Annotated in this window: 20 protein-coding genes; 13 read left to right on the forward strand and 7 right to left on the reverse strand. The window is 65.4% G+C overall.

What is annotated here, in order from left to right; all coding sequences use genetic code 11:
* Positions 1 to 244: 244 nt before the first annotated feature.
* From RPC_RS23510 to RPC_RS23525, 6 genes are all read left to right on the forward strand, one after another.
* Positions 245 to 1,426: a pyridoxal-phosphate-dependent aminotransferase family protein gene (locus RPC_RS23510; RefSeq protein ID WP_011475088.1), complete on the forward strand. Its 1,182-nt coding sequence runs from the start codon at positions 245 to 247 to the stop codon at positions 1,424 to 1,426.
* 150 nt (positions 1,427 to 1,576) lie between these two features.
* The gene (locus RPC_RS23515) at positions 1,577 to 1,843 is read left to right on the forward strand and encodes a hypothetical protein (protein ID WP_041802229.1); all 267 of its coding nucleotides are present in this window, start codon (positions 1,577 to 1,579) and stop codon (positions 1,841 to 1,843) included.
* 202 nt (positions 1,844 to 2,045) lie between these two features.
* The gene (locus RPC_RS23520; protein ID WP_011475089.1) at positions 2,046 to 2,597 is read left to right on the forward strand and encodes a Panacea domain-containing protein; all 552 of its coding nucleotides are present in this window, start codon (positions 2,046 to 2,048) and stop codon (positions 2,595 to 2,597) included.
* Positions 2,594 to 3,064, forward strand: a complete 471-nt coding sequence (locus tag RPC_RS25745; protein WP_208855627.1) for a hypothetical protein — start codon at positions 2,594 to 2,596, stop codon at positions 3,062 to 3,064. Before RPC_RS23520 ends, RPC_RS25745 begins: the two co-directional genes overlap by 4 nt.
* Positions 3,054 to 3,266 (forward strand): DUF6471 domain-containing protein, encoded by a 213-nt coding sequence (locus RPC_RS26960; protein ID WP_415914769.1) that lies wholly within the window; start codon positions 3,054 to 3,056, stop codon positions 3,264 to 3,266. Before RPC_RS25745 ends, RPC_RS26960 begins: the two co-directional genes overlap by 11 nt.
* Entirely contained in the window at positions 3,232 to 4,113 is an 882-nt protein-coding gene (locus RPC_RS23525) for a hypothetical protein (RefSeq protein WP_080507378.1), read from the forward strand. The genes RPC_RS26960 and RPC_RS23525 overlap by 35 nt, the downstream gene beginning before the upstream one ends.
* Before the next feature lie 420 nt (positions 4,114 to 4,533).
* Here RPC_RS23525 and htpX read toward each other — a convergent pair whose 3' ends face one another.
* Complete coding sequence (gene htpX / locus RPC_RS23530) at positions 4,534 to 5,466, reverse strand: zinc metalloprotease HtpX (protein WP_011475091.1); 933 nt, start codon at positions 5,464 to 5,466, stop codon at positions 4,534 to 4,536.
* A gap of 266 nt (positions 5,467 to 5,732) precedes the next feature.
* On the opposite strand from htpX, the gene RPC_RS23535 reads away from it, so the two are divergent.
* Positions 5,733 to 7,115: a cytochrome P450 gene (locus RPC_RS23535; RefSeq protein ID WP_011475092.1), complete on the forward strand. Its 1,383-nt coding sequence runs from the start codon at positions 5,733 to 5,735 to the stop codon at positions 7,113 to 7,115.
* A 586-nt stretch (positions 7,116 to 7,701) separates the two neighbouring features.
* On the opposite strand, the gene RPC_RS23540 is transcribed toward RPC_RS23535, so the two are convergent.
* A complete protein-coding gene (locus tag RPC_RS23540) occupies positions 7,702 to 8,724 on the reverse strand; it encodes an adenylate/guanylate cyclase domain-containing protein (RefSeq protein ID WP_011475093.1) in 1,023 nt (340 codons plus the stop codon).
* 44 nt (positions 8,725 to 8,768) lie between these two features.
* Positions 8,769 to 9,611: an SDR family NAD(P)-dependent oxidoreductase gene (locus RPC_RS23545; RefSeq protein ID WP_011475094.1), complete on the reverse strand. Its 843-nt coding sequence runs from the start codon at positions 9,609 to 9,611 to the stop codon at positions 8,769 to 8,771.
* A gap of 186 nt (positions 9,612 to 9,797) precedes the next feature.
* Between RPC_RS23545 and RPC_RS23550 the strand changes: the two genes are divergently transcribed.
* The 4 genes from RPC_RS23550 (at position 9,798) to RPC_RS23565 (ending at position 13,872) form a co-directional block, all read left to right on the forward strand.
* Positions 9,798 to 11,609 (forward strand): putative bifunctional diguanylate cyclase/phosphodiesterase, encoded by a 1,812-nt coding sequence (locus RPC_RS23550; protein ID WP_011475095.1) that lies wholly within the window; start codon positions 9,798 to 9,800, stop codon positions 11,607 to 11,609.
* Positions 11,610 to 11,762: 153 nt separating this feature from the next.
* Positions 11,763 to 12,203, forward strand: a complete 441-nt coding sequence (locus RPC_RS23555) for a hypothetical protein (RefSeq protein WP_011475096.1) — start codon at positions 11,763 to 11,765, stop codon at positions 12,201 to 12,203.
* A 40-nt stretch (positions 12,204 to 12,243) separates the two neighbouring features.
* Positions 12,244 to 12,564, forward strand: a complete 321-nt coding sequence (locus RPC_RS23560; RefSeq protein ID WP_415914770.1) for a cytochrome c — start codon at positions 12,244 to 12,246, stop codon at positions 12,562 to 12,564.
* Between the two features lie 39 nt (positions 12,565 to 12,603).
* Positions 12,604 to 13,872 carry an acyl-CoA dehydrogenase family protein gene (locus tag RPC_RS23565; RefSeq protein WP_011475098.1) on the forward strand — a complete coding sequence of 423 codons (1,269 nt, stop codon included), beginning with the start codon at positions 12,604 to 12,606 and terminating at the stop codon, positions 13,870 to 13,872.
* A gap of 99 nt (positions 13,873 to 13,971) precedes the next feature.
* Here the strand turns inward: RPC_RS23565 and RPC_RS23570 are convergent, their stop codons facing one another.
* Positions 13,972 to 14,217 (reverse strand): hypothetical protein, encoded by a 246-nt coding sequence (locus RPC_RS23570; protein WP_011475099.1) that lies wholly within the window; start codon positions 14,215 to 14,217, stop codon positions 13,972 to 13,974.
* A 347-nt stretch (positions 14,218 to 14,564) separates the two neighbouring features.
* On the opposite strand from RPC_RS23570, the gene RPC_RS23575 reads away from it, so the two are divergent.
* Positions 14,565 to 15,731: an SbmA/BacA-like family transporter gene (locus RPC_RS23575; protein ID WP_011475100.1), complete on the forward strand. Its 1,167-nt coding sequence runs from the start codon at positions 14,565 to 14,567 to the stop codon at positions 15,729 to 15,731.
* A gap of 173 nt (positions 15,732 to 15,904) precedes the next feature.
* Here RPC_RS23575 and RPC_RS23580 read toward each other — a convergent pair whose 3' ends face one another.
* The gene (locus RPC_RS23580; RefSeq protein ID WP_041802230.1) at positions 15,905 to 16,711 is read right to left on the reverse strand and encodes a dienelactone hydrolase family protein; all 807 of its coding nucleotides are present in this window, start codon (positions 16,709 to 16,711) and stop codon (positions 15,905 to 15,907) included.
* 253 nt (positions 16,712 to 16,964) lie between these two features.
* Between RPC_RS23580 and RPC_RS23585 the strand changes: the two genes are divergently transcribed.
* The gene (locus RPC_RS23585; RefSeq protein ID WP_011475102.1) at positions 16,965 to 17,186 is read left to right on the forward strand and encodes a DUF2093 domain-containing protein; all 222 of its coding nucleotides are present in this window, start codon (positions 16,965 to 16,967) and stop codon (positions 17,184 to 17,186) included.
* 5 nt (positions 17,187 to 17,191) lie between these two features.
* Here RPC_RS23585 and lpxK read toward each other — a convergent pair whose 3' ends face one another.
* Together lpxK and RPC_RS23595 are read right to left on the reverse strand one after the other, a co-directional pair.
* Positions 17,192 to 18,223 (reverse strand): tetraacyldisaccharide 4'-kinase, encoded by a 1,032-nt coding sequence (gene lpxK / locus RPC_RS23590; RefSeq protein WP_011475103.1) that lies wholly within the window; start codon positions 18,221 to 18,223, stop codon positions 17,192 to 17,194.
* Positions 18,216 to 19,520: a 3-deoxy-D-manno-octulosonic acid transferase gene (locus tag RPC_RS23595; RefSeq protein ID WP_011475104.1), complete on the reverse strand. Its 1,305-nt coding sequence runs from the start codon at positions 19,518 to 19,520 to the stop codon at positions 18,216 to 18,218. Before RPC_RS23595 ends, lpxK begins: the two co-directional genes overlap by 8 nt.
* Positions 19,521 to 19,561: the final 41 nt, after the last annotated feature.

The following is a 19,561-nucleotide window of genomic DNA, read 5'->3' on the forward strand; positions in this document are numbered from 1 at the left end:
CAGCACACCGCGCCCTGCAATTCGACCGCCGGGCACACATCGCCGCCATCGCCTCCGCTCGGCCCGCCGGCTGTGCCGCTTCGACCATCTCCGGTCAAACATCTTTGACCGCCAGGCTCGGCGAGAGCGCCGGATTTGCTTGAATTCGTCCGGCTGGCGCGGCATCCATCGGGCACCGCCGGCTCGCCCGCGAGTCGCGCCATCGCTCTTAGTCACCACCGCTCTCAGCCCAAGGACAAACACCATGGTCGTACGCGCCGGACGGGAATTTCTGGCGATTCCCGGCCCCACCACGATGCCCGACGCGGTGCTGCAGGCGATGCATCGCCCGGCGCTCGACATTTATTCCGACGCCATGGTCGAGCTCACCGACGGCATCCTGCGCGATCTCGGCCGATTGTTTGCCACCCAAGGTCACTGCTACATCTACATCGCCAACGGCCACGGCGCCTGGGAAGCAGCACTCAGCAACGTGCTGTCGCGCGGCGACAAGATCCTGGTCTTGGAGAGCGGCCGCTTCGCGCTGGGATGGGGCACCACCGCGTCGGGCATGGGCATCGAGGTGGAAATCCTCAAGGGCGACTGGCGCCGCGCGGTCCGGCCGGACGAACTCGAAGCCAGGCTGCGACAGGACAGTGCGCATCAGATCAAGGCCATCGTGGTGGTACAGATCGACACCGCCTCCGGTGTGGTCAACGACATCGCAGCGCTCGGCGCCGCCATCAAGGCCGCCGGGCATCCCGCGCTGTTCATGGTCGATGCGGTGGCCTCGTTGGGCTGCATGCCGTTCCAGATGGACGGCTGGGGCGTCGACCTCGCGATGGCGAGTTCGCAGAAGGGGCTGATGACGCCGCCCGGGCTGTCGTTCGTCGCCGCCGGGCCGCGCGCCCGCGCGATGCACCAGAGCGCCGGATTGCGCTCGCCCTATTGGGACTGGACGCTGCGCGAAGGCCCCGAGCACTACATGAAATATGCCGGCACCGCGCCGGTGCATCTGTTGTTCGCGCTGCGCCAGGCGATCGACATGCTGTTCGAGGAGACGCTGGAGGGGTCGTTCCTGCGCCACAAGCTGCTCGGCGAGGCGGTGCGCCGCGCGGTCGCCGGCTGGGCGATGGGCGGCGCGCTCAGTTTCAACATCGCGGCGCCGGAACAGCGCTCCGACACCGTCACCACGGTGCTGATCGACGGCGCCGATCCGTTGGCGCTGGCGCGCTATTGCAAGCAGAAATGCGGCGTGGTGCTCGGCACTGGAATCGGCGACCTCGCCGGCCGCGCCTTCCGGATCGCCCATATGGGCCACGTCAACGCGCCGATGATCCTCGGCACGCTCGGCGTGATCGAGATGGGACTGCGCGCGCTGCAAATCCCGCACGGCCACGGCACCGAGGCCGCGATCGATTATTTGGGGGATAGCGTGGGGGCGTGAAGGTTGCCGCTGACAGGCGGCGACGCGACACTCGGCATTGACACCCACAGGCGCTGACGATCAGCAGGAGTATACGTCGCCGCGGCCCTAGTTGGCAAATGCACCAACTGGAATATGGCCGTTTCGGCCTGATTTTGCGAGCTTGTCGGCATGACCGAGAACGCAAATCGCTACGCTATCCACGCCTTGGAGGATCGACGCGCCACGCTGGCGGGGGAAGTCCTCAAGATGAAAGAAGGCATTCGCTACCGGGAAGAACGCTGCGGTGGGCAACTTAACCGGCTCATTCTGGACGCCTTGAGGCGGACCGAGGGGCGACCGCTGTCAAATCAAGAGATCGCGGCGGCGATTGTCGAGACCAAGGGATACGGGCTGAGGCGCTGCCGGCGCTGGCAAGGCGGGTTCGAGCAAACCTGACGTATCTGGCGAGCAAGCGAAATGGCTGTTGCCAAAATAGGCGATAGGGCTACCGCCAAATGGGCGCTCCCCGCCTAACCCGTAACCGCATCTGTACCATTTGCCCGACTCCAAGCCGGTCAATAAAATTGTTGACACTCGCTGGATTCTATTTCCGCGCGAACTCTGATAGAGTCGCTCCCAACAGAATGGGGATCGGTGAATGCTTGTCACGCACGAGCGCGAAAAGTTGATTCATGCGATCAACTATTTTGCCCGGAACACAAAAAAGCTTGGCAAGGTCAAGCTATTCAAACTTCTATACTTTTTGGACTTTGAACATTTCAAACAGACCGGTCGAAATGTGACGGGGCTGACTTATTTCGCTTGGCCAATGGGGCCGGTTCCCGTGAGCCTTCATAATGAGATCGTGCAGCCAAAAGACGATATGACTGAAGCCCTTGAGTTGGGGAAGCGAGATATTAGCGACGGTTGGATGCTTGTCGTCAATCCGAAGATACCGTTCTCAGACCGGCATTTCACGAAGCGTGAAATCGCCATTCTGGAACACCTCGCCGCCGAGTATCGGGACGCAGATGCCGATAGCATGATCGAGGCAACACATCTCGAAAATCTTCCTTGGGATCAGATCTATAACAAGGATGGGAAGAAACAGCAGGAAATTCCTTACGAACTAGCGCTCCGACTCGATGAGCGAGAGCAAATGATGAAGATCGCCAGGGACCGCGCCGAACTGCTGGAGAAGCTAATGTGAATCCCGGGTCGGTATTCTTTGACGAAGAGTTCGCATTTCATGATGGCGAGACAGGAGAAAAACTATTTCTTGTCCTTGGCACAGTCGGGTCGATTTCAGTAGTCGCTAAAACGACGTCGCAGCAAAACGGGCGCGGCACGACTTACGGATGTCAAGAGAAAGACAGATTCCATAACTTCTACCTTCCGCCAAAGTCGTGCTATTTCAAAAAATCAACTTGGGTTTGTCTAAATGAGTTCTACGAACTCTGCCCGCGCGATATGCTGAAAAAGAGGTTTGATGGGAAGATCAAGCCTCTTTGCACTATAGAAAACACTATACTTCGTCCGCTGCAGGACTGCGCATTGATAAGCCTCGACATCACAACTCAACAGCAGGAAATAGTAACCGCATGTTTGGTTTCTGGTCAGGCTAGTTCGCACGCTGCCAATACCCCTTCCGCCGCCGCGAAACCTGGTGCGCCATAGCGTCGCATACCGAGCACTTGCAGAGCGACTAACTGCCATCGGGATTCCAGAGACAGAACGGAATATCGCTATTAAGATCAGCCGCGGCGGGTTTACAGCGGCGTTTCTGATCCATGTCTTACAGCAGTCGGTTGCTCATCATTGCGATTGGAGGATGTCTAGCCCTCTTGCTGGCACTCCCCTCAACACCCCAACAGGATGACCGCGATAACGATTCCGACGCAAATTATGCCCGCAAGGAGCGGAGCGAGACCAGCAATCCGGTTTCTGTAACTATCGCCAACCCTATCCAAATCGAGCGGGAAAATAGTGTCGAGACCGCGTGGGATGAGCCAAATTGCAAGACCCCAAAGTCCCACGATGAAGCAGACCTTTGCCAACAAATCAGAGTAGCCGATGCTGCTGACGTCACGCTTTCCTACAGCAGATGGCAAATCGCCCTTTCCGTTGCTACGGTTCTCGGGCTCGCTCTCACGGTCCTTTACGCTCGAAACTCGACTAGGGCCGCGATCGTCGCCGCTAAGGCGGCTAACAGTTCCGCCGTAGTTGCCGAGGAAGCCTTCAGGCGCCTTGAGCGGCCGTACCTGTACATCAAAATCACGGAAACCACTCTGCTCCGCCAAACCGCCAGCTACAAGGCTCCACCTGGCATCCAGTACCAACTTTGGAACCACGGTAAGCTGCCGGCTATTTTGCACTCCATCTCCATTGGTCTCCTGAACAGCCCGGAATTCCCGCTCAAGAGCACAATGGCTACAACCGAACCAACCTATGAGATTATTTGGCCCGGCTCTGCTGCCAAAGACTTCCGATTCATTCGGGTTTGCGATGCCCCCGTTGGGGATCACTTCCAAGGTGCTCGCGCCACCAATCTGGTGCTCTACGGCATCCTTGAATACGACGACCCCACGGGCGCGCGCCATACCGACAGCTTCCTGATGAGAGGCCTGCCTAACGCCACCGCCTTCGTCATTGACGGCGGCGAAGAGTACAACTGGCATGAGACAAGCTACCCAGGCGACCGTAGCGGCAAGAAGCCTGGCGCGTAGATAATTTCTTCTTTTCAGTAAATATCGGACCTCTAATATTGATCCGGCGCTTGAGGTGCAATAATACCGCCGCTGCATTCGCGCGGCTTGGTGCATTTGCTACCTAAGGCCGCGTCGCCGCGCGGCCTCCCCTCCCCCTTGCGGGGAGGGGTCGGGGGTGGGGGTCAACGCGTGCTGAATAAGAGGACGTGAACAGGTCTTGCCATGACCGCGACTTAGCGACCGGCAGACTATCATCGTCACCCGCGCTGCGTGATGGTCATCGGCGCCGCACTCGGGGACCCCCACCCCCGACCCCTCCCCGCAAGGGGGAGGGAGCGATGGGGCACCGCCTCGTGCCTATTGAACGACACAACGCCGAGCGGCGATCGCTCTCTCATTAACCCTGCGGACAACGCGCGGAGCACCCCCCTAGGCGGACTAACCCCACGGCCCGCGGCTACGCGGCTGGCCGCTCCACGGCCCGCGCGGCGCGGCGGTGGCGGCGCGCGCCGGTCCGCGCGGCGCGAGTTCGCCGGCAAGCCGCGTCAGCGCGGCGATGCGGTTTTCGGTCGAGGGGTGGGTGGCGAACAGATTGTCCATGCCCTGGCCGGTGAGCGGGTTGATGATGAACATATGCGCGGTGGCGGGCGCCCGTTCGGCCTCGTAGTTCGGCACCTGATGCGCGGCGTTGTCGATCTTGGCCAGCGCCGAAGCCAGCCAGCGCGGCTCGCCGCAGATCCGCGCGCCGAGATCGTCGGCGGCGTATTCGCGGCTGCGGCTGATCGCCATCTGCACCAGCATCGCGGCCAACGGCGCCACGATCATCATCACGATCGAGCCGATGATGCCGAGCCCGCCATTGTTGTTGTCGCGGTTGCCGCCGAAGAACATGCCGAACTGCGCCAGCATCGAGATTGCGCCGGCGATGGTCGCGGTGACGGTCATCAGCAGGGTGTCGTGGTTCTTCACATGCGCGAGTTCATGGGCGATCACGCCGGCGAGTTCTTCGCGGGACAACTGCTGCATCAGGCCGGTGGTCACCGCGACTGCGGCGTTCTCCGGATTGCGCCCTGTCGCAAACGCATTCGGCTGCGGATTGTCCATGATGAACACCCGCGGCATCGGCAATTGCGCGTTGCTGGCGAGGTCGGCGACCAGCCGCAGCAGATCCGGCGCGTTGCGCGCGTCGACCTGTTGGGCGCCGTACATCGACAGCACCATCTTGTCCGAGTTCCAATAGGCGAAGATGTTGGTGGCCGCGGCGACCACGAGCGCGATCGCGGCGCCCGAGGCCCCGCCGATCAGATAGCCGACGCCCATGAACAGCGCGGTCAGCCCGGCCAGCAGAATTGCGGTCTTGAAATAGCTCATCGTCCTCTCCTGCAGCTCGCGGGATGTTGATCCTCCGCGCTGCACTCCACAGGTGGTGATCGGACGATCGGCGCTCAAGATGCCGCGCTGCGGCAGCGCGTCGCGGTAACCGGCGGCCGGCTGCGACTGCCAATCAGTGCCGCCGCGGTCTTGCCAACGCCGGCACAAAGCGACACGCTCCGGGACAAGCGCGGCAGCCGCGGCGATCCCGCGGCAACGACCGGGCACAGCAAACCGCCGACCCAGGAAACGCCAAGGATCCCGCCATGTCGCTCCAGATCGCAGACGGCTCCGGCCGTCCTTCGCTGGCGCCGCCGAAGCGCGGTGCGCTCAATCACATTCCCGGCGACGAGGGCTGGCCGATCATCGGCCGCACCTTGCAGGTGCTGGCCGACCCCAAGGGCGAGGTCGAGCGGATGGCCGCGACCTATGGCCTTGCCTATCGCAGCCGGGTGCTCGGCGAGACCAGCATTACGCTGCTCGGCCCGGAAGCCAACGAGCTGGTGCTGTTCGACCAGGCCAAGAATTTCTCCTCGACGCACGGCTGGGGGCCGATCCTCGGCCTGTTATTTCCGCGCGGGTTGATGATGCTGGATTTCGACGAGCACCGGCTGCATCGCCGCGCGCTGTCGGTGGCGTTCAAGGCCGGGCCGATGCAATCCTATCTCGCGGCGCTCGACGCCGGTATCGCCACGCGGGTGGCGCAGTGGCGCAATGAGCCCGGCGAGATGCTGTTCTATCCGGCGATGAAGCAATTGACGCTCGACCTCGCCGCCACCTCGTTCCTCGGCGCCGAAATCGGGCCGGAAGTCGACGACATCACCCGCGCCTTCGTCGACATGGTGGCGGCCGCGGTGGCGCCGATCCGCAGGCCGTGGCCGGGCACCGCGATGGCGAAGGGCGTGCGCGGCCGGCGGCGCATCGTGGGGTATTTCTCCGAGCAGATCCCGATCCGCCGCGCCAAGGGCGGCGACGACCTGTTCTCGCAACTGTGCCAGGCGACCCACGAGGACGGCGCGCTGCTGTCGACCCAGGACATCATCGACCATATGAGTTTTTTGATGATGGCGGCGCACGACACCCTGACCTCGTCGCTGACCTCGTTCGTCGCACTGCTCGCCGCCAATCCCGAATGGCAGCGCAAGCTGCGCGACGAGGTGGCCGCGCTCGACGTGCCTGACGGACAGACGCTGCCGTTCGACAAGCTCGATGCGATGCCGCTGACCGAGATGGCGTTCAAGGAGGCGATGCGGCTGAAGCCGCCGGTGCCGTCGATCCCGCGCCGCGCGGTGCGGGATTTCAGCTTCCAGGGCTTTGCGATCCCGGCCGGCACGTTGGTCGCGGTCAATCCGCTGTTCAGCCACCATATGCCGCAGATCTGGCCGGAGCCGGAAAAGTTCGATCCGCTGCGCTTCACCGAGGAGGCGCAGAAGGCGCGGCATCGCTTCGCCTTCGTGCCGTTCGGCGGCGGCGCGCATATGTGCCTCGGGCTGCACTTCGCCTACATGCAGGCGAAGTGCTTCACCCGGCATTTCGTGCAGAACCTCGAGGTTTCGTTGGCGCCCGGCTACGCGCCGGAGTGGCAGATGTGGCCGATCCCGAAACCCAAGGACGGCCTCAAGCTGACGCTGACGCCGCGGCGCGATTAGAGCATTTTCGGTTAGGATTGATGCGGTTCAAGAGTCCCGGGCCGTCATTCCGGGGCACGAGCAGCGTCAGCTGCGAGTGAGCCCGGAATCCATAGCCCCCGCAGGGAGTAGGGATTCCGGACTTGCTCGTTCTTCGAACTCGCAATCCGGAATGACGACGACATTTTGGTCGGACGATTCAATCCTAACCGAAAATGCTCTAGTTTGTCTGACCGGTTGGCGCTGCTGGCACAGCCGCGGATTGATCAGAATGATCGAGCCTGCCGTCTGGGGACCCCCACCCCCGACCCCTCCCCGCAAGGGGGAGGGGAGCAGAGCTGTGGCGACGCACCACCCCAAAGCGGCGTGACGCACGTGAGGCGTGATACACATGAGGCGTGACGCACATCCTCGGACGTTGCCATTCAGCGCATCCTGCAGGGACAACGCTTCCAGCAAACCGCGAGGCCGCCGCGCATCGCCCCTCCCCCTTGCGGGGAGGGGTCGGGGGTGGGGGTCCACACAACGGGTCTCACTCTTGTCGCAAGCTATCAGTCCGGCAACCGAACATGCCGGCGCGCGCGCCGCCCGCCCGCGCTCTGACGCCTCACTCCGCCGGCTCCGCCAGCCCGAGCACGTCGATGCCGTCGGCGCGGCCGCGGATCGGCAGCAGGCCGAGGTCGCGCAGCTCGACCGGCGGCGGCGCATCGAACCGCTGCAAGGCTGCGCGCGACGCCAGAAAGCCGCCGGCGATGTCGCGGCTGGATTGCTCCAGCCGCGACGCAATGTTCATCACGTCGCCGTTGAACACGATGGCGCGCTTGATGTCGCCGATCTCGCCGACGATCACGGTGCCGAAATGCAAGCTGCCGCGGATCTGCGGCGCGGCGCCGAACTCGCGCGCGAATTGCGGCGCGGCGCGCGCCAGCCGCTCTCGCATCGCCAGAAAACAGCGCAGCGGCCGGCAATCGATGGCGCCGGCCCGCTCCGGCCAGGTCACGATCACCTCGTCGCCGACGTAGTTCAACACCTCGCCGCGATGATCGGCCACCGCCTGCGTCAGCAGCCGGAAGGTGCGATCGAGCAGCCGATGGATGGCGATGCCGCCGAGCCGCTCGGCAAGCCCGGTGGAGCCGGCGATATCGACGAACAGGATGAAACGGTTTTCCGCGACCGGCGAATGATAGCGCCCGGTGATGAAATTGGACAAGGCGCGGGTGCCGATCAGGTTGGTGATCGCCAGCAGCAGGTTCATCGCGATCGAGAACAGCCCGGAGTAGATCGTCGCACTCCAGAACGACGCGCGGTCGTCGTCCACCGGCAGGCCAGCCAGCACCGCGCCCAACTCGTAGTACTGGATCGGGATGATGATCGCCGCGTAGATCGCGCTGCGCACCAGCACGTTGAGGGTGAACGGCAGCCGTCCCAGCTGCTCCCGCAGCACGCCGTTGGCGACGAACAGCTCGAACACCCCGATGGCGCTGCTGATCAACAGCCCATAGGCGATCCCGGCGCGCAGCTCGCCGGACGTGGTGTGGCCGCGCGAGATCACGAACACCAGGCCGCCGAGCAGGCCGCCGGTGAGCATGATCGCAAGTGCCCGTACTTTCAGTTCAAGCCGCGGGTTCATCGCTCGCTCGCTGCGCGCCGCGCGGAATGCGCGACCGCTCCTGGCTACCCCGCCGCTTTGTCGAACGCCTGCTTCAGCGCCGCGAGGCCCTGCTGCTGGGCGCTCCAATTGCGTCCGCCGGTGATGGCGCCGTCGATCACCAGATCATGGCCGTTGATGAAGCCGGATTCGTCGCTAGCGAGAAACACCGCGGCGTAGGCGATGTCCTCGGGCACGCCGGCGCGCGGGATCGGCTGCGCGGTCTTGTAGACCTCGCGCATCGTCGAAGCGGTCTGTTCCGCCGCCTCCACCGACAACCCAAGCGCCTTGCCGAAGATCCCGGTGGCGATCGCGCCCGGCGAAATGCTGTTGACCCGGATGCCGGCCTCGCCGAGCTCCATCGCCACGCATTTGGTGAGATGGATCACCGCGGCCTTCGCCGCGCCATAGACCAGCGACGACGAAAAGCCGGCCAGACTTCCGGCGATCGAGCCGTTGTTGATGATGCTGCCGGAGCCTTGCCGGCGCATCACCGGAGCGGCGTGCTTCATGCCGAGCATCACGCTGCGCAGCAGCGTGGCCATCGCCGCATCGAACCGCGCCACTTCGAGGCCTTCGATGCCGCCGGTCTGCGCCGGGCCGCCGGCATTGTTGAACAGACAGTCGAGCCGGCCGAACCGGGTCACCGCCTCATCGATCAGCGCCCGCATCTGATCCTCGTCGGTGACGTCGGTCTGGCGGAACCGGCAGGCCGCGCCGAGTTGCGCGGCAAGCGCCTGGCCTTCGGCGACGCGGCGCCCGGCGATCACCACCTTGGCACCTTCGGCGACGAAAACCTCCGCGGTGCGCAACCCGATGCCGCTGGTCGCGCCGGTAATCACCGCAACCTTGCCGTCCAACCGTCCCATCCGTCTCTCCCCCTGCAGCGCGACGGCATTCTGCGTCGCCGTTGAGACTCTGTTAATGACATTCCGGGACTGCGCAACGCCAAATACGACGCGGGCGCCGTCTGCCGACGTTCGGCGCGGCGACTTAACTAAGATTACAACAGAGCATGCGAGGCTGCCGCACCATGTCAAGCGCGGTCTCCTAGCATGCTGTTGTCCGCTCCCACCGACGTCGCAGACGAAGTGGCTCGTCGCCAGGCGTGGTACGGCGGCGATGCCGCGCCCGGCGCTGAACTGGCGGCGCTGCGGGACATCATGCAGGCCCTACCCGCCGCCGTCACGCTGCAGGATGCGCAAGGCCGCTTCCTGCTGGCGAACGACGCCGCCGCGGCGCAATTCGGCCTCTCCGCCGCACAATTGCGCGCGTGGTCGCCATCCGCCGCGCTGCCGACCGACGCGCTCGAGCAGCGCCGCAGCCTGGCGATCGACCTGCTGAACAGCGGCGAAAGCCTAGTATGCGAAGAGAACATCGGCGACGGCTACGGCTTGCGGATTTTCCGCACCGCGCATCGGCGGCTCGACATCGCCGGCGCCGGCCTGCTGCTGTCGAGCTCGGTCGACATCACCGACCAGAAGCAGGTCGAGCAGGCGCTGTTCCAGCGGGCTTATTTCGACGAGCTCACCGGCCTGCCGATCCGCGGCGTGATCGAGACCCGCGCCAACGCGCTGCTGCAGAACGATCCCGACGCGGGCTTCGCGCTGGCGTTCCTCGACATCGACAATTTCAAGCACATCAACGACTATTACGGCCACGCCGTCGGCGACGCGCTGTTGATCGGGGTCGCCAAGCGGCTCGGGCTGCAGCTGCGCGCCTCCGACACGCTGTCGCGGATCAGCGGCGACGAATTCCTGATGCTGCTCACTCCGGTGCAGAGCCAGAGCGAAGTCATCGACGACATCGAATTCCTGCAGCAGCGGCTGCGTGCGCCGTTCTACATCGACGGCTCGGAAATCTTCGCCTCGGCCTCGATCGGCATCAGCCTGTATCCCGAACACGGCCGCAGCTTCGAGACGCTGCGGCAGAACGCCGACATCGCGATGTATCAGATCAAGAACGCCACCAAGGGCGGCGCCGCGATGTTCGACGTCGCGATGGAGCGCGAGGCCTTAGCGCGGACGAAGGTCGAGCAGGCGCTGCGGCTGGCGATTCTCGACAAGCGGTTCTGCTGCGCGTTCCAGCCCAAGGTCGACATCCGCAGCCGCGAGGTCAAGGGCATCGAGGCGCTAGTCCGGCTGCGCGACGATAACGGCGTGATCCAGGCGCCGGGCACCTTCGTCGACCTCGCCGTCGAACTCGGGCTGATCGACGAACTCACCCACCTGGTGCTGTCCGAAATCATGAAGTCGATCGACCTGATCAACGACACCTTCGGCGCCGGCGTCAGCATCAGCATCAACGTCGCCGCCAAGCAGGCCGGCAATCCGACCTTCATGCGCTCGTTCAGCGAGGCGCTGGAAGCGACCGGCTGCCCGGAGCGCTTCATCGTCGAAGTCACCGAAGACGCCTTTGTGGCGAAATCGCACTTCCAGACCGAGATCCTGCCGATGCTGCGCCGGCTCGGCGTCGGCATCTCGATCGACGATTTCGGCATCGGCTACTCCTCGCTGTCGGCGCTGGCCGATATCACCGCCGACGAGATCAAGATCGACCGCTCGTTCATCACCGACATCCACAAGCGGCCGCGCAGCCAGGGTATCCTCAAGGCGATCGAATCGTTGAGCGAGGCGCTCGGCATGACGGTGATCGCCGAAGGCCTCGAAACCTTCGAGGAACTCGCCTACCTGCAGGCGGCGACGCGGATCCGCTACGCGCAGGGCTACTACTTCTCGCGGCCGATCTTCCTCGAAGAGTTGAAGGCGACGCATGCGATCAGCCGCGAGACCCGAACCGCGCCGCCGGCGCGGCTGCCGGAGCCGGCGCGCGCCAGCGTGATCCGAAGCAGCGGGCAGCGCCGCTAACCCTCGCCAGCGCCGCCTCAGGGGTATTCCGGAGGGCGGTAAATAGCTGAAATCACAGCGTTATCGGCGGTGCGGCGCTTGATCTATCGCAATGTGGCACCCGCTGCGATGGGTCATGATACCGGCATCAATCAGCCAACGCCGGAGGGCGCTATGCCTGCCCATACCAAGCCATATCCATTCGTCGACAAGCTGATCGAGATGTTCGGCGACTGGCTCAAGCACCGCCAGGAAATCACCGAGATGTGCCAATTCGACGCCGCCGAATTCGGCCGCATCGCGCACGACCTCGGGGTGACGTCCTCCGATCTCGACGAGTTGGTCCGCCAGGGACCGCACAAGATCGAAGAGCTGCCGTATCTGTTGAAGGCGCTCGGGATCGACGAAGCCGCCATCGCCCGCGCCCAGCCGCTGGTGATGCGCGACCTGGAGCGGGTCTGCGCGCTGTGCAAACACAAGAGCGAATGCGACCACGACATCGCCGACGGCACGTTGAAAGAGCACTACGAGGCGTATTGCGGCAACGCCGTCACGCTCGACGCGCTGGAGCAGGATGCCCATCGCGACGCAGTGCCGGCGCCGGCGCTGCCCTGATGTGACGCCGATGTCGGGCGCGGCATGGGGGCGTGTGAGCGTGACCGCGATCATGATCGCGGTCGCGCTGCTGCTGCCGCGGATGCCGCAGGCCTCCGGCAAAGCGTTGCCGGACGCCGGCAAGGGCCAGCGGCTCGCCGCCGCCTGGTGCGGCGAATGCCATGCGATCGACGCTCATGCGATGCGCCGCGGACGCAACGACGCGCCGAGTTTTCGCGCCATCGCCGCGCTGCCCTCGACCACCGCGCTGTCGCTGAAGGTGTTTCTGCGCTCCAACCATCCGTCGATGCCGAATTTCATCATCGAGTCGAGCGACACCGACGAAATCGTGCAATACATCCTCGGCTTGAAGCGCAACTGATCGGCCGGCCCCTCGCCTGATCGGAACGGATACCGCGGGATGGATTTCGAGTTCAGCGACAAGGTCGAACGGCTGCGGGCGCAGCTTGCCGATTTCATGCGTTTCCATGTCGAGCCGGCCAACCACGCCTGGCACCGCGAGATCGCCGCCGGGCGCTATCCGCTGCAACTGATCGAGCGGCTGAAGTCGCGGGCGTTCTCCGAAGATTTGTGGAATCTGTTTCTGCCGGGGCTTCGCCCCGACGATCCCGGGCAGCGGCTCAGCAATCTGGACTACGCGCCGCTCGCCGAGATCATGGGGCGCAATCACTGGGCCCCGGAAGTGTTCAACTGCAGCGCGCCGGACACCGGCAACATGGAGTTGCTGCAGCTGTTCGCCACGCCCGCGCAACGCGCGCAATGGCTGGAGCCGCTGTTGCTCGGCGAAATCCGCTCCTGCTTTGCGATGAGCGAGCCGGACGCCGCCTCCTCCGACGCCCGCAACATCCGCACCACGATCCGACGCGACGGCGATCACTACGTCATCAACGGCCGCAAATGGTTCATCACCGGGGCGCTGCATCCGAACTGCAAAGTGGCGATCGTGATGGGCGTCACCGGCGAGGATCTCGAACCGGGGTCGACCGAGCGGCATTCGATGGTGCTGGTGCCGATGGACGCCCCGGGGCTTAGCATCGTGCGCAACATCCCGATCATGCACTACCATTCGCCGGAGGGGCATTGCGAATTGCTGTTTCGCGACGTCCGGGTGCCGGTGGCCAATCTGCTCGGCGCCGAGGGCAAGGGTTTCAAGCTGGCGCAGGACCGGCTCGGCCCCGGCCGGGTGCATCATTGCATGCGCAGCATCGGGCAATGCGAGCTCGCGCTCGAATTGATGTGCGAGCGCGCGCTGGAGCGCAAGGCATTCGGCAAGCATCTCGCCGAGTTCGGCAATCTGCAGGACTGGATCGCCGACTCCCGGTTGGAGATCGACCAGGCCAGGCTGTTGGTGTTGCAGGCCGCGCACCGCATGGACCGCGCCGGCAATGCGGCGGCGCGAATCGACGTCTCGGCGATCAAGGTGGTGGTGGCGCGGCTGCAGACCCGGGTGGTCGACCGCGCCATGCAGGTGTTCGGCGCGATGGGGCTGACGCCGGATACGCCGCTGTCCTATCTGTGGACCTGGGGCCGCGCGATGCGGTTTCTCGACGGGCCGGACGAAGTGCATCTGCGCGTGGTGTCGCGCGCCGAACTCGCCAAGGCCAGGCTCGCGCTCGGCAACAACGCCTGGTATTTCGTGCCGCCGGCGGGCCTCGTGGCGAAGCATTAGCGGATGATCGGCCCCGGTGCCGACCGACTTTCGGAAACGTTCCTGCGCGATCGAGACGATCAGTCGCCGCGACCGTCGCAGCGACGATCCCGATCGCGACTAAGCGCGCGCCCGGTTTTCGATCGGCTCGGCCCTGATGATGTTCGGCTTGGTGCTGGTCTTCGGCTTGTCGGCGACGATGGTGATCAGCCAACGCGGCACCGCGCTGGACTTGTCCTCGCGCACCGCGCGCACCAGACCGGTGACGGATTTTCCGCCGAGGCTCAGCGTCGCGCTGCGGCCACTGAATTGCGCGATGCGCGAGCGTCGGGCTTCTTTCAGGTCGGTGGTCTCGAGCGTCAGCATCGGATGATCTCCTTGTTCACCGGCAGTAGAGCAAGGCGGTGTTACGCGAAAATTAAATTGAGGCCTCGTGCGATTACCGGGCGGATTTGCGGCAATGTCTACGCAACGCGGCTAAGTGTATTGCAACGCGGACGTTTTCTTGATGCCGCGAATGCGACGGACGGTGCGCCCGGGCGCGCGATTAACGAAACCGACGACGCCGCGAGCCGCGCCTTGCGATTAGACGGACTGTGCAGTTCACAGCGAACGGCAGGACATTTAGGGTGGTGGGAAAGCTCTGTTCAGCTTTGCAGCGTAGCCATGTCGCGGCGAATATCGGATTCGCGTCACCTTTGAGTCGAACGTAAATGAGCCTGTTTCCAACCACCGGATCGAACGGCCGCCGCCTGGTGCTGTTCTGGCAATTGTCCCGGCGCTTCTGGCTCGGCGGCCGCTGGTCGGTGACCGCGCTGGCGGCGATGTTGCTCGGCGTGGTGCTGCTGCAATTGCTGGTGCAGGTCTCGCTCAATCTGTGGAACAGGAATTTCTTCGACGCGCTGGAGCGCCGCGACGGCTACGCGATGTGGGCGCAGGCCGAGCTGTTCTTTCCGCTCGCCGCCGCCTCGGTCCTGCTCGCCGCCACCTCGGTGTGGGGCCGCATGACCACGCAGCGCAAATGGCGCGAGGCGATGACGCGCGACATCATCGAGACCTGGGCCGCCAAGAATCACGACGGCGAGATCGAGGGCGGCCTCGACGGCGCGGAGAATCCGGAATACCGCATCGCCGAGGACGTCCGCGTCGCCACCGACGCGCCGGTCGACCTCAGCCTCGCCTTCATCTCATCGGGGCTGACCGCGGCGACCTTCTTCGGCGTGCTGTGGACGGTCGGCGGCAGCATCGAGTTTCAGCTGTTCGGCAAACACCATGAGATCCCCGGCTATCTGGTGATCGGCGTGGTGATGTATTCGACGCTGATGACCAGCCTGATGCTGCTGTTGGGGCGGCGGATGCCGGGCGTGATCGAAACCAAGAACCAGGCCGAAGCGGAATTCCGCGCCGCCGCGGAAATCATGCGCGGCGACCGCGCCGACACCGACGGCGTGGCTCAGGCCAAGAAGGCGACGCTGCTGCAACGGCTCGGCAAGGTGCTGGCGAGCTGGCGCGAGCTGTGCTGGCAATTGGCGCGTACCACGCTGGTGTCGCAGACCAACTTCTTGTTCGCGCCGATCGCCGCCTACATTCTGTGCGTGCCGAAATACGCCAGCGGCGGGATGACGCTCGGCGAGGTGACGCAGAGTGCCGCGGCGTTCGTCACGGTGCAGGGCGCGATCAACTGGCTGGTCGACAACTATCAACGGCTGGCCGACTGGCGCTCCTCGGCGCACCGCGTCTCGTCGCTGCTGCTGGCGATCGACAACATGGACGACGCGGGCGGGCTCGATGCGAACGGGGCAGCAGCGGGCGGGCTCGATGCGGGCGAGGCAGACGCGGCGATGCTACGCGACACTGCCGACAAGGCGGCGCGGCGCTAACATTTCAGCCCGTCATTCCGGGGCACGAGCAGCGAAGCTGCGAGTGAACCCGGAATCCAGTATTCCAGGGCGGTGAGTACTGGATTCCGGGTTCGCTCGGCCTGCGGCCTCGCGCCCCGGAATGACGGCCTCGTATTTGTCAACGCATTGCGCCACACGATCGCCCAAACGCGCTACCGCCCGAGCCATCCCGCGACGCGTTTTTGCGCGTCGGCGCGGGCGGCGGGATCGGAGCCGATATGACCGTTGTCCGGCTCGTCGGTGCTGGCGCTGGCGTGGGTGTCGTGCAACGGCACGTTGACGCGGTCGAAGCTGTGGGTGGCGCCGGGATACACCACCATCTTGGCCAGCGCGCTGCGGCCACGCGCGCCCTCGATCATCTGCCGGCAGGCGGAGGGCGAACTGAGATCGTCGCTGCCGCCGATCAGCAGCAGCGTCGGCACCCGCGCGCTCCAGCCGAGCCCGGACGACAGCCGGCAGTCCGGATAGAACGCCACCGCGGCGCGGAAATCCGGCTCGGTGTTCGAGAACGCCGATTGCGGCCGCACCGCCCACAGCAAGGCGCTGGCGCCGTTGGCCCAGCCCAGCAGGCTGATGCGCTGCTTGGCCACCCAGGGCTGCTGCAGCAGCCATTGCCGCGCCGCGGCAATGTCGGCGACCCGCTCGCGCCTGGCAAACACCCGGCGTTCCTTGAGCCGGCATTGCGGGCCGAGTTCGCGCGAGCCGTAACTGTCCGGCAGCAGCACCGCGCTGCCGGCCTTCAGCAGGTGATTGACCCAGTCGACATAACGGGCCCGCAGCGGCTCGGCGCCGCCGGATAGCCCGCCGCAGCCGTGCAGCGCAATCACCGTCGGGAACGGGCCGGCGCCCGCCGGCTTGTAGAGCAGCGCATGCAGCACGCCGTCCGTCCGTGGCAGGTCGATGGTCTGCGCCGCCGGCGTCGAATTGGCGGCGGCCGCCGGTGCGGCGAACCAGGTCATCGCCGCAACAGCCAGCAGCGCAACACCCGATCGGGGGCCACGCGGTCCGCCCATGCGGGAGCCGGAGTTGCGAATGCAGCGCGCGGGGGCCATGGTCGGGCAGCTCTCGAGCCGGGTTGTGCCGACGAGTGTCTGCCGTATTTGATCGCGACGCCAGCCGGCGCGGAACGCGGAAATCATCACAACTCGGTGGTTTGAATTTGCGCCAGAGCGTCACATTTATGATAGACTATTTTAAACGAGGAGACCGGACGTGCTGAATAAATTTGGCCCCTCGGGCCTTGGCGAAGCCCAGGTGCAGTATCTTGACGGCGACTTCCGCGTCACCTCACCGGGCACTTACGTAAAATGCGCCGTGACCGGGGTGCAGATCCCGCTCGATGAACTGAAATACTGGAGCGTGGATCTTAAGGAAGCCTACGCCTCGCCGGCCGCCGTGCTGCAGCGGCATTTTCCGGCCGCCCTCAAAGGCTGACGCGGTCAAGACCGTCCGGCGCGGCGATGCTTGTCGCGGGCCTGGGTCAGTTTCTCGATCACAAAGTCCCGCAGCGCCTTGGCATCGTCGAACTCCAGCGTGACTGCGAACGGCACCACCGATCGGGCGAATGCGGCATGCGCCGGATCGCTGCGCAGCCGCGCCAAATCCTTCTCGGTGGTCACCAAAGTGAAGCCGTCGCGCCCGGCGATCTCGGTCAGCCCCGCCAGATCCTGCTTGGCATAAGGATGGTGATCGGCAAACACCCGCTCGGCGGCGACGTTGATGCCGGCGGTGCGCAGCGTGGCGAAAAACCGCGCCGGATCGCCGATCCCGGCAAACGCCAGCACCGGCCTGTCGCACAATGCGGCCAGCGACGCCTCGGCGGGCAGAAACCGCGCCCGCAGCAGCAACCCGCCGTTGTCTTTGACGGCGGCGGCGACCGGGTCCGCCGCGCGGCCGCGTCCGACCACGATCAGCGCATCGGTGCGCGCCAGTTGCGGCGGCAGCGGCGCCCGCAACGGGCCCGCCGGAATGACGTAGCCATTGCCGAGCCCGCGATCGCCGTCGATCACGATCAGCGCGGCATCCTTGGCGACCGCCGGGTTCTGGAAGCCGTCATCCATCAAGATCACGCTGGCGCCGCGCGATCGCGCCAGCGCCGCGCCGGCGACGCGGTCGCGCGCCACCACGACCGGGATGTCGCGCGCCATCATCAGCGGCTCGTCGCCGACATCGGCGGCGCCGTGCCGGCCGGGATCGACGCTGACCGGACCATGCAGCCTGCCGCCATAGCCGCGGCTGAGCACCACCGGACGCTCGCCGAGTTCGAGCAACAGCCGCGCCAACGCCAGGGCGGTCGGGGTCTTGCCGGCGCCGCCGCCGTGGAAATTGCCGATGCACAGCACCGGAACACCGACCGCGGTGCCCGGCTGCGCCATGCGGTGCGCGGCGACGGCGCCGTAGATCGCGCCGAGCGGCCGCAACAGGCTGGAAAGCAGGGACGGCGGCCGGTACCAGAAGCCCGGCTCACGCATCGGCGGCGCCCTTTTCGATCCGCAACTGCATCAGATAGGGCTCGAGCACGCCGAGCGTCCGCTCCAGCGCGCCGCCGAGCCGGCCGACCACCGCCGTCGAGGCCTCCACCGCGTGGAGCCGCGCCTGCGCGTCGCCGAGCAACCGAATGAACTGCCGCGCCAGCATCTCGGCGCTATCGACTTGGATCGCGCCGCCGGCGCTGTCGAGCGCCTCGTAAACGTCGGTGAAATTGGCGACGTGCGGGCCGTGCAGGATCGCCGCGCCGAGCTTGATCGCCTCGATCGGATTCTGGCCGCCATGTTCGACCAGCGAGCCGCCCATGAACACCACCGGCGCCAGCCGATAGAACAGCCCGAGTTCGCCGATCGTATCGGCGACGTAGATCTCGGTGCCGGGCTCCGGCATTTCGTCGCGCGAGCGTAGCGCGACCTTCAACTCCGCGGCGGCCACCATGCAGGCGACGCCTTCGCCGCGGTCCGGATGCCGCGGCACGATCACCGTCAAGACATCGGGGAAAAATCTCGCCACCGCGCGGTGGACTTCGATCAGAAGCGCCTCTTCGCCGTTGTGCGTCGAGGACGCCACGATCACCGGCCGGCCGCGCGTCGCCGCCTGCAGCCGCTCCAGCTTGGCGGCGTCGGCCGGCGGCGGCTGCACGTCGAGCTTGAGATTGCCGGTGGTGACGACGCGGCGGCTGCCGAGCGCCGCGAATCGTTCGGCGTCGACGCTGGACTGCGCCATGCAAATGTCGAAGCGGCCGAGCAAGGCCGCGATGGTCGCCGAGGCGCGCTGCCAGCGCGGAAACGAGCGGTGCGACATCCGGCCGTTGATCAGCAGCATCGGCAACCGTCGCGACGCGCCGGCCAGGATCAGATTCGGCCACAGGTCGGACTCGATGAACAGCGCCAGGCTCGGCTGCCAGTGATCGAGAAACCGCCCGACATAGCGCGGCGCGTCATAGGGAATGAACTGGTGGATGATGTCGGGGGGAAAACGCCGCGCCACCACCGCGGCGGAGGTCACGGTGCCGGAGGTCAGTAGAATGCGAATATTCAGCGTGCGCAGCCGCTCGATCAGCGCCGCGCCGGCCAGCACTTCGCCGACGCTGGCGCCATGGATCCAGACCAGCGGGCCGTGCGGTCGCTCCACTTGGCTGAGGCCGCGGCGCTCGTGGACGCGGGCGGAATCTTCCTTGCCCTGCCGCAACCGCCGGGCAATCAGCAGCCGCGACAACGGCGTCGCCGCGGCGGATAGCTTCTGATAGACGCGAAGCGTCAGCGGCAGACGACTAGCCATGAGGCGCCTCGATCGCCCCACCCCGCGCGGCGAACCGCGAC

It is taken from the genome of Rhodopseudomonas palustris BisB18 (assembly GCF_000013745.1).
Taxonomy (GTDB): Bacteria; Pseudomonadota; Alphaproteobacteria; order Rhizobiales; family Xanthobacteraceae; genus Rhodopseudomonas_A; species Rhodopseudomonas_A palustris_F.

Coding starts and splice junctions, on each gene's coding strand:
- RPC_RS23510 (WP_011475088.1), top strand. CDS start 245: ATGGTCGTACGCGCCGGACGGGAATTTCTGGCGATTCCCGGCCCCACC.
- RPC_RS23515 (WP_041802229.1), top strand. CDS start 1,577: ATGACCGAGAACGCAAATCGCTACGCTATCCACGCCTTGGAGGATCGA.
- RPC_RS23520 (WP_011475089.1), top strand. CDS start 2,046: ATGCTTGTCACGCACGAGCGCGAAAAGTTGATTCATGCGATCAACTAT.
- htpX (WP_011475091.1), bottom strand. CDS start 5,466: ATGAGCTATTTCAAGACCGCAATTCTGCTGGCCGGGCTGACCGCGCTG.
- RPC_RS23535 (WP_011475092.1), top strand. CDS start 5,733: ATGTCGCTCCAGATCGCAGACGGCTCCGGCCGTCCTTCGCTGGCGCCG.
- RPC_RS23540 (WP_011475093.1), bottom strand. CDS start 8,724: ATGAACCCGCGGCTTGAACTGAAAGTACGGGCACTTGCGATCATGCTC.
- RPC_RS23545 (WP_011475094.1), bottom strand. CDS start 9,611: ATGGGACGGTTGGACGGCAAGGTTGCGGTGATTACCGGCGCGACCAGC.
- RPC_RS23550 (WP_011475095.1), top strand. CDS start 9,798: ATGCTGTTGTCCGCTCCCACCGACGTCGCAGACGAAGTGGCTCGTCGC.
- RPC_RS23555 (WP_011475096.1), top strand. CDS start 11,763: ATGCCTGCCCATACCAAGCCATATCCATTCGTCGACAAGCTGATCGAG.
- RPC_RS23565 (WP_011475098.1), top strand. CDS start 12,604: ATGGATTTCGAGTTCAGCGACAAGGTCGAACGGCTGCGGGCGCAGCTT.
- RPC_RS23570 (WP_011475099.1), bottom strand. CDS start 14,217: ATGCTGACGCTCGAGACCACCGACCTGAAAGAAGCCCGACGCTCGCGC.
- RPC_RS23575 (WP_011475100.1), top strand. CDS start 14,565: ATGAGCCTGTTTCCAACCACCGGATCGAACGGCCGCCGCCTGGTGCTG.
- RPC_RS23580 (WP_041802230.1), bottom strand. CDS start 16,711: ATGACCTGGTTCGCCGCACCGGCGGCCGCCGCCAATTCGACGCCGGCG.
- lpxK (WP_011475103.1), bottom strand. CDS start 18,223: ATGCGTGAGCCGGGCTTCTGGTACCGGCCGCCGTCCCTGCTTTCCAGC.
- RPC_RS23595 (WP_011475104.1), bottom strand. CDS start 19,520: ATGGCTAGTCGTCTGCCGCTGACGCTTCGCGTCTATCAGAAGCTATCC.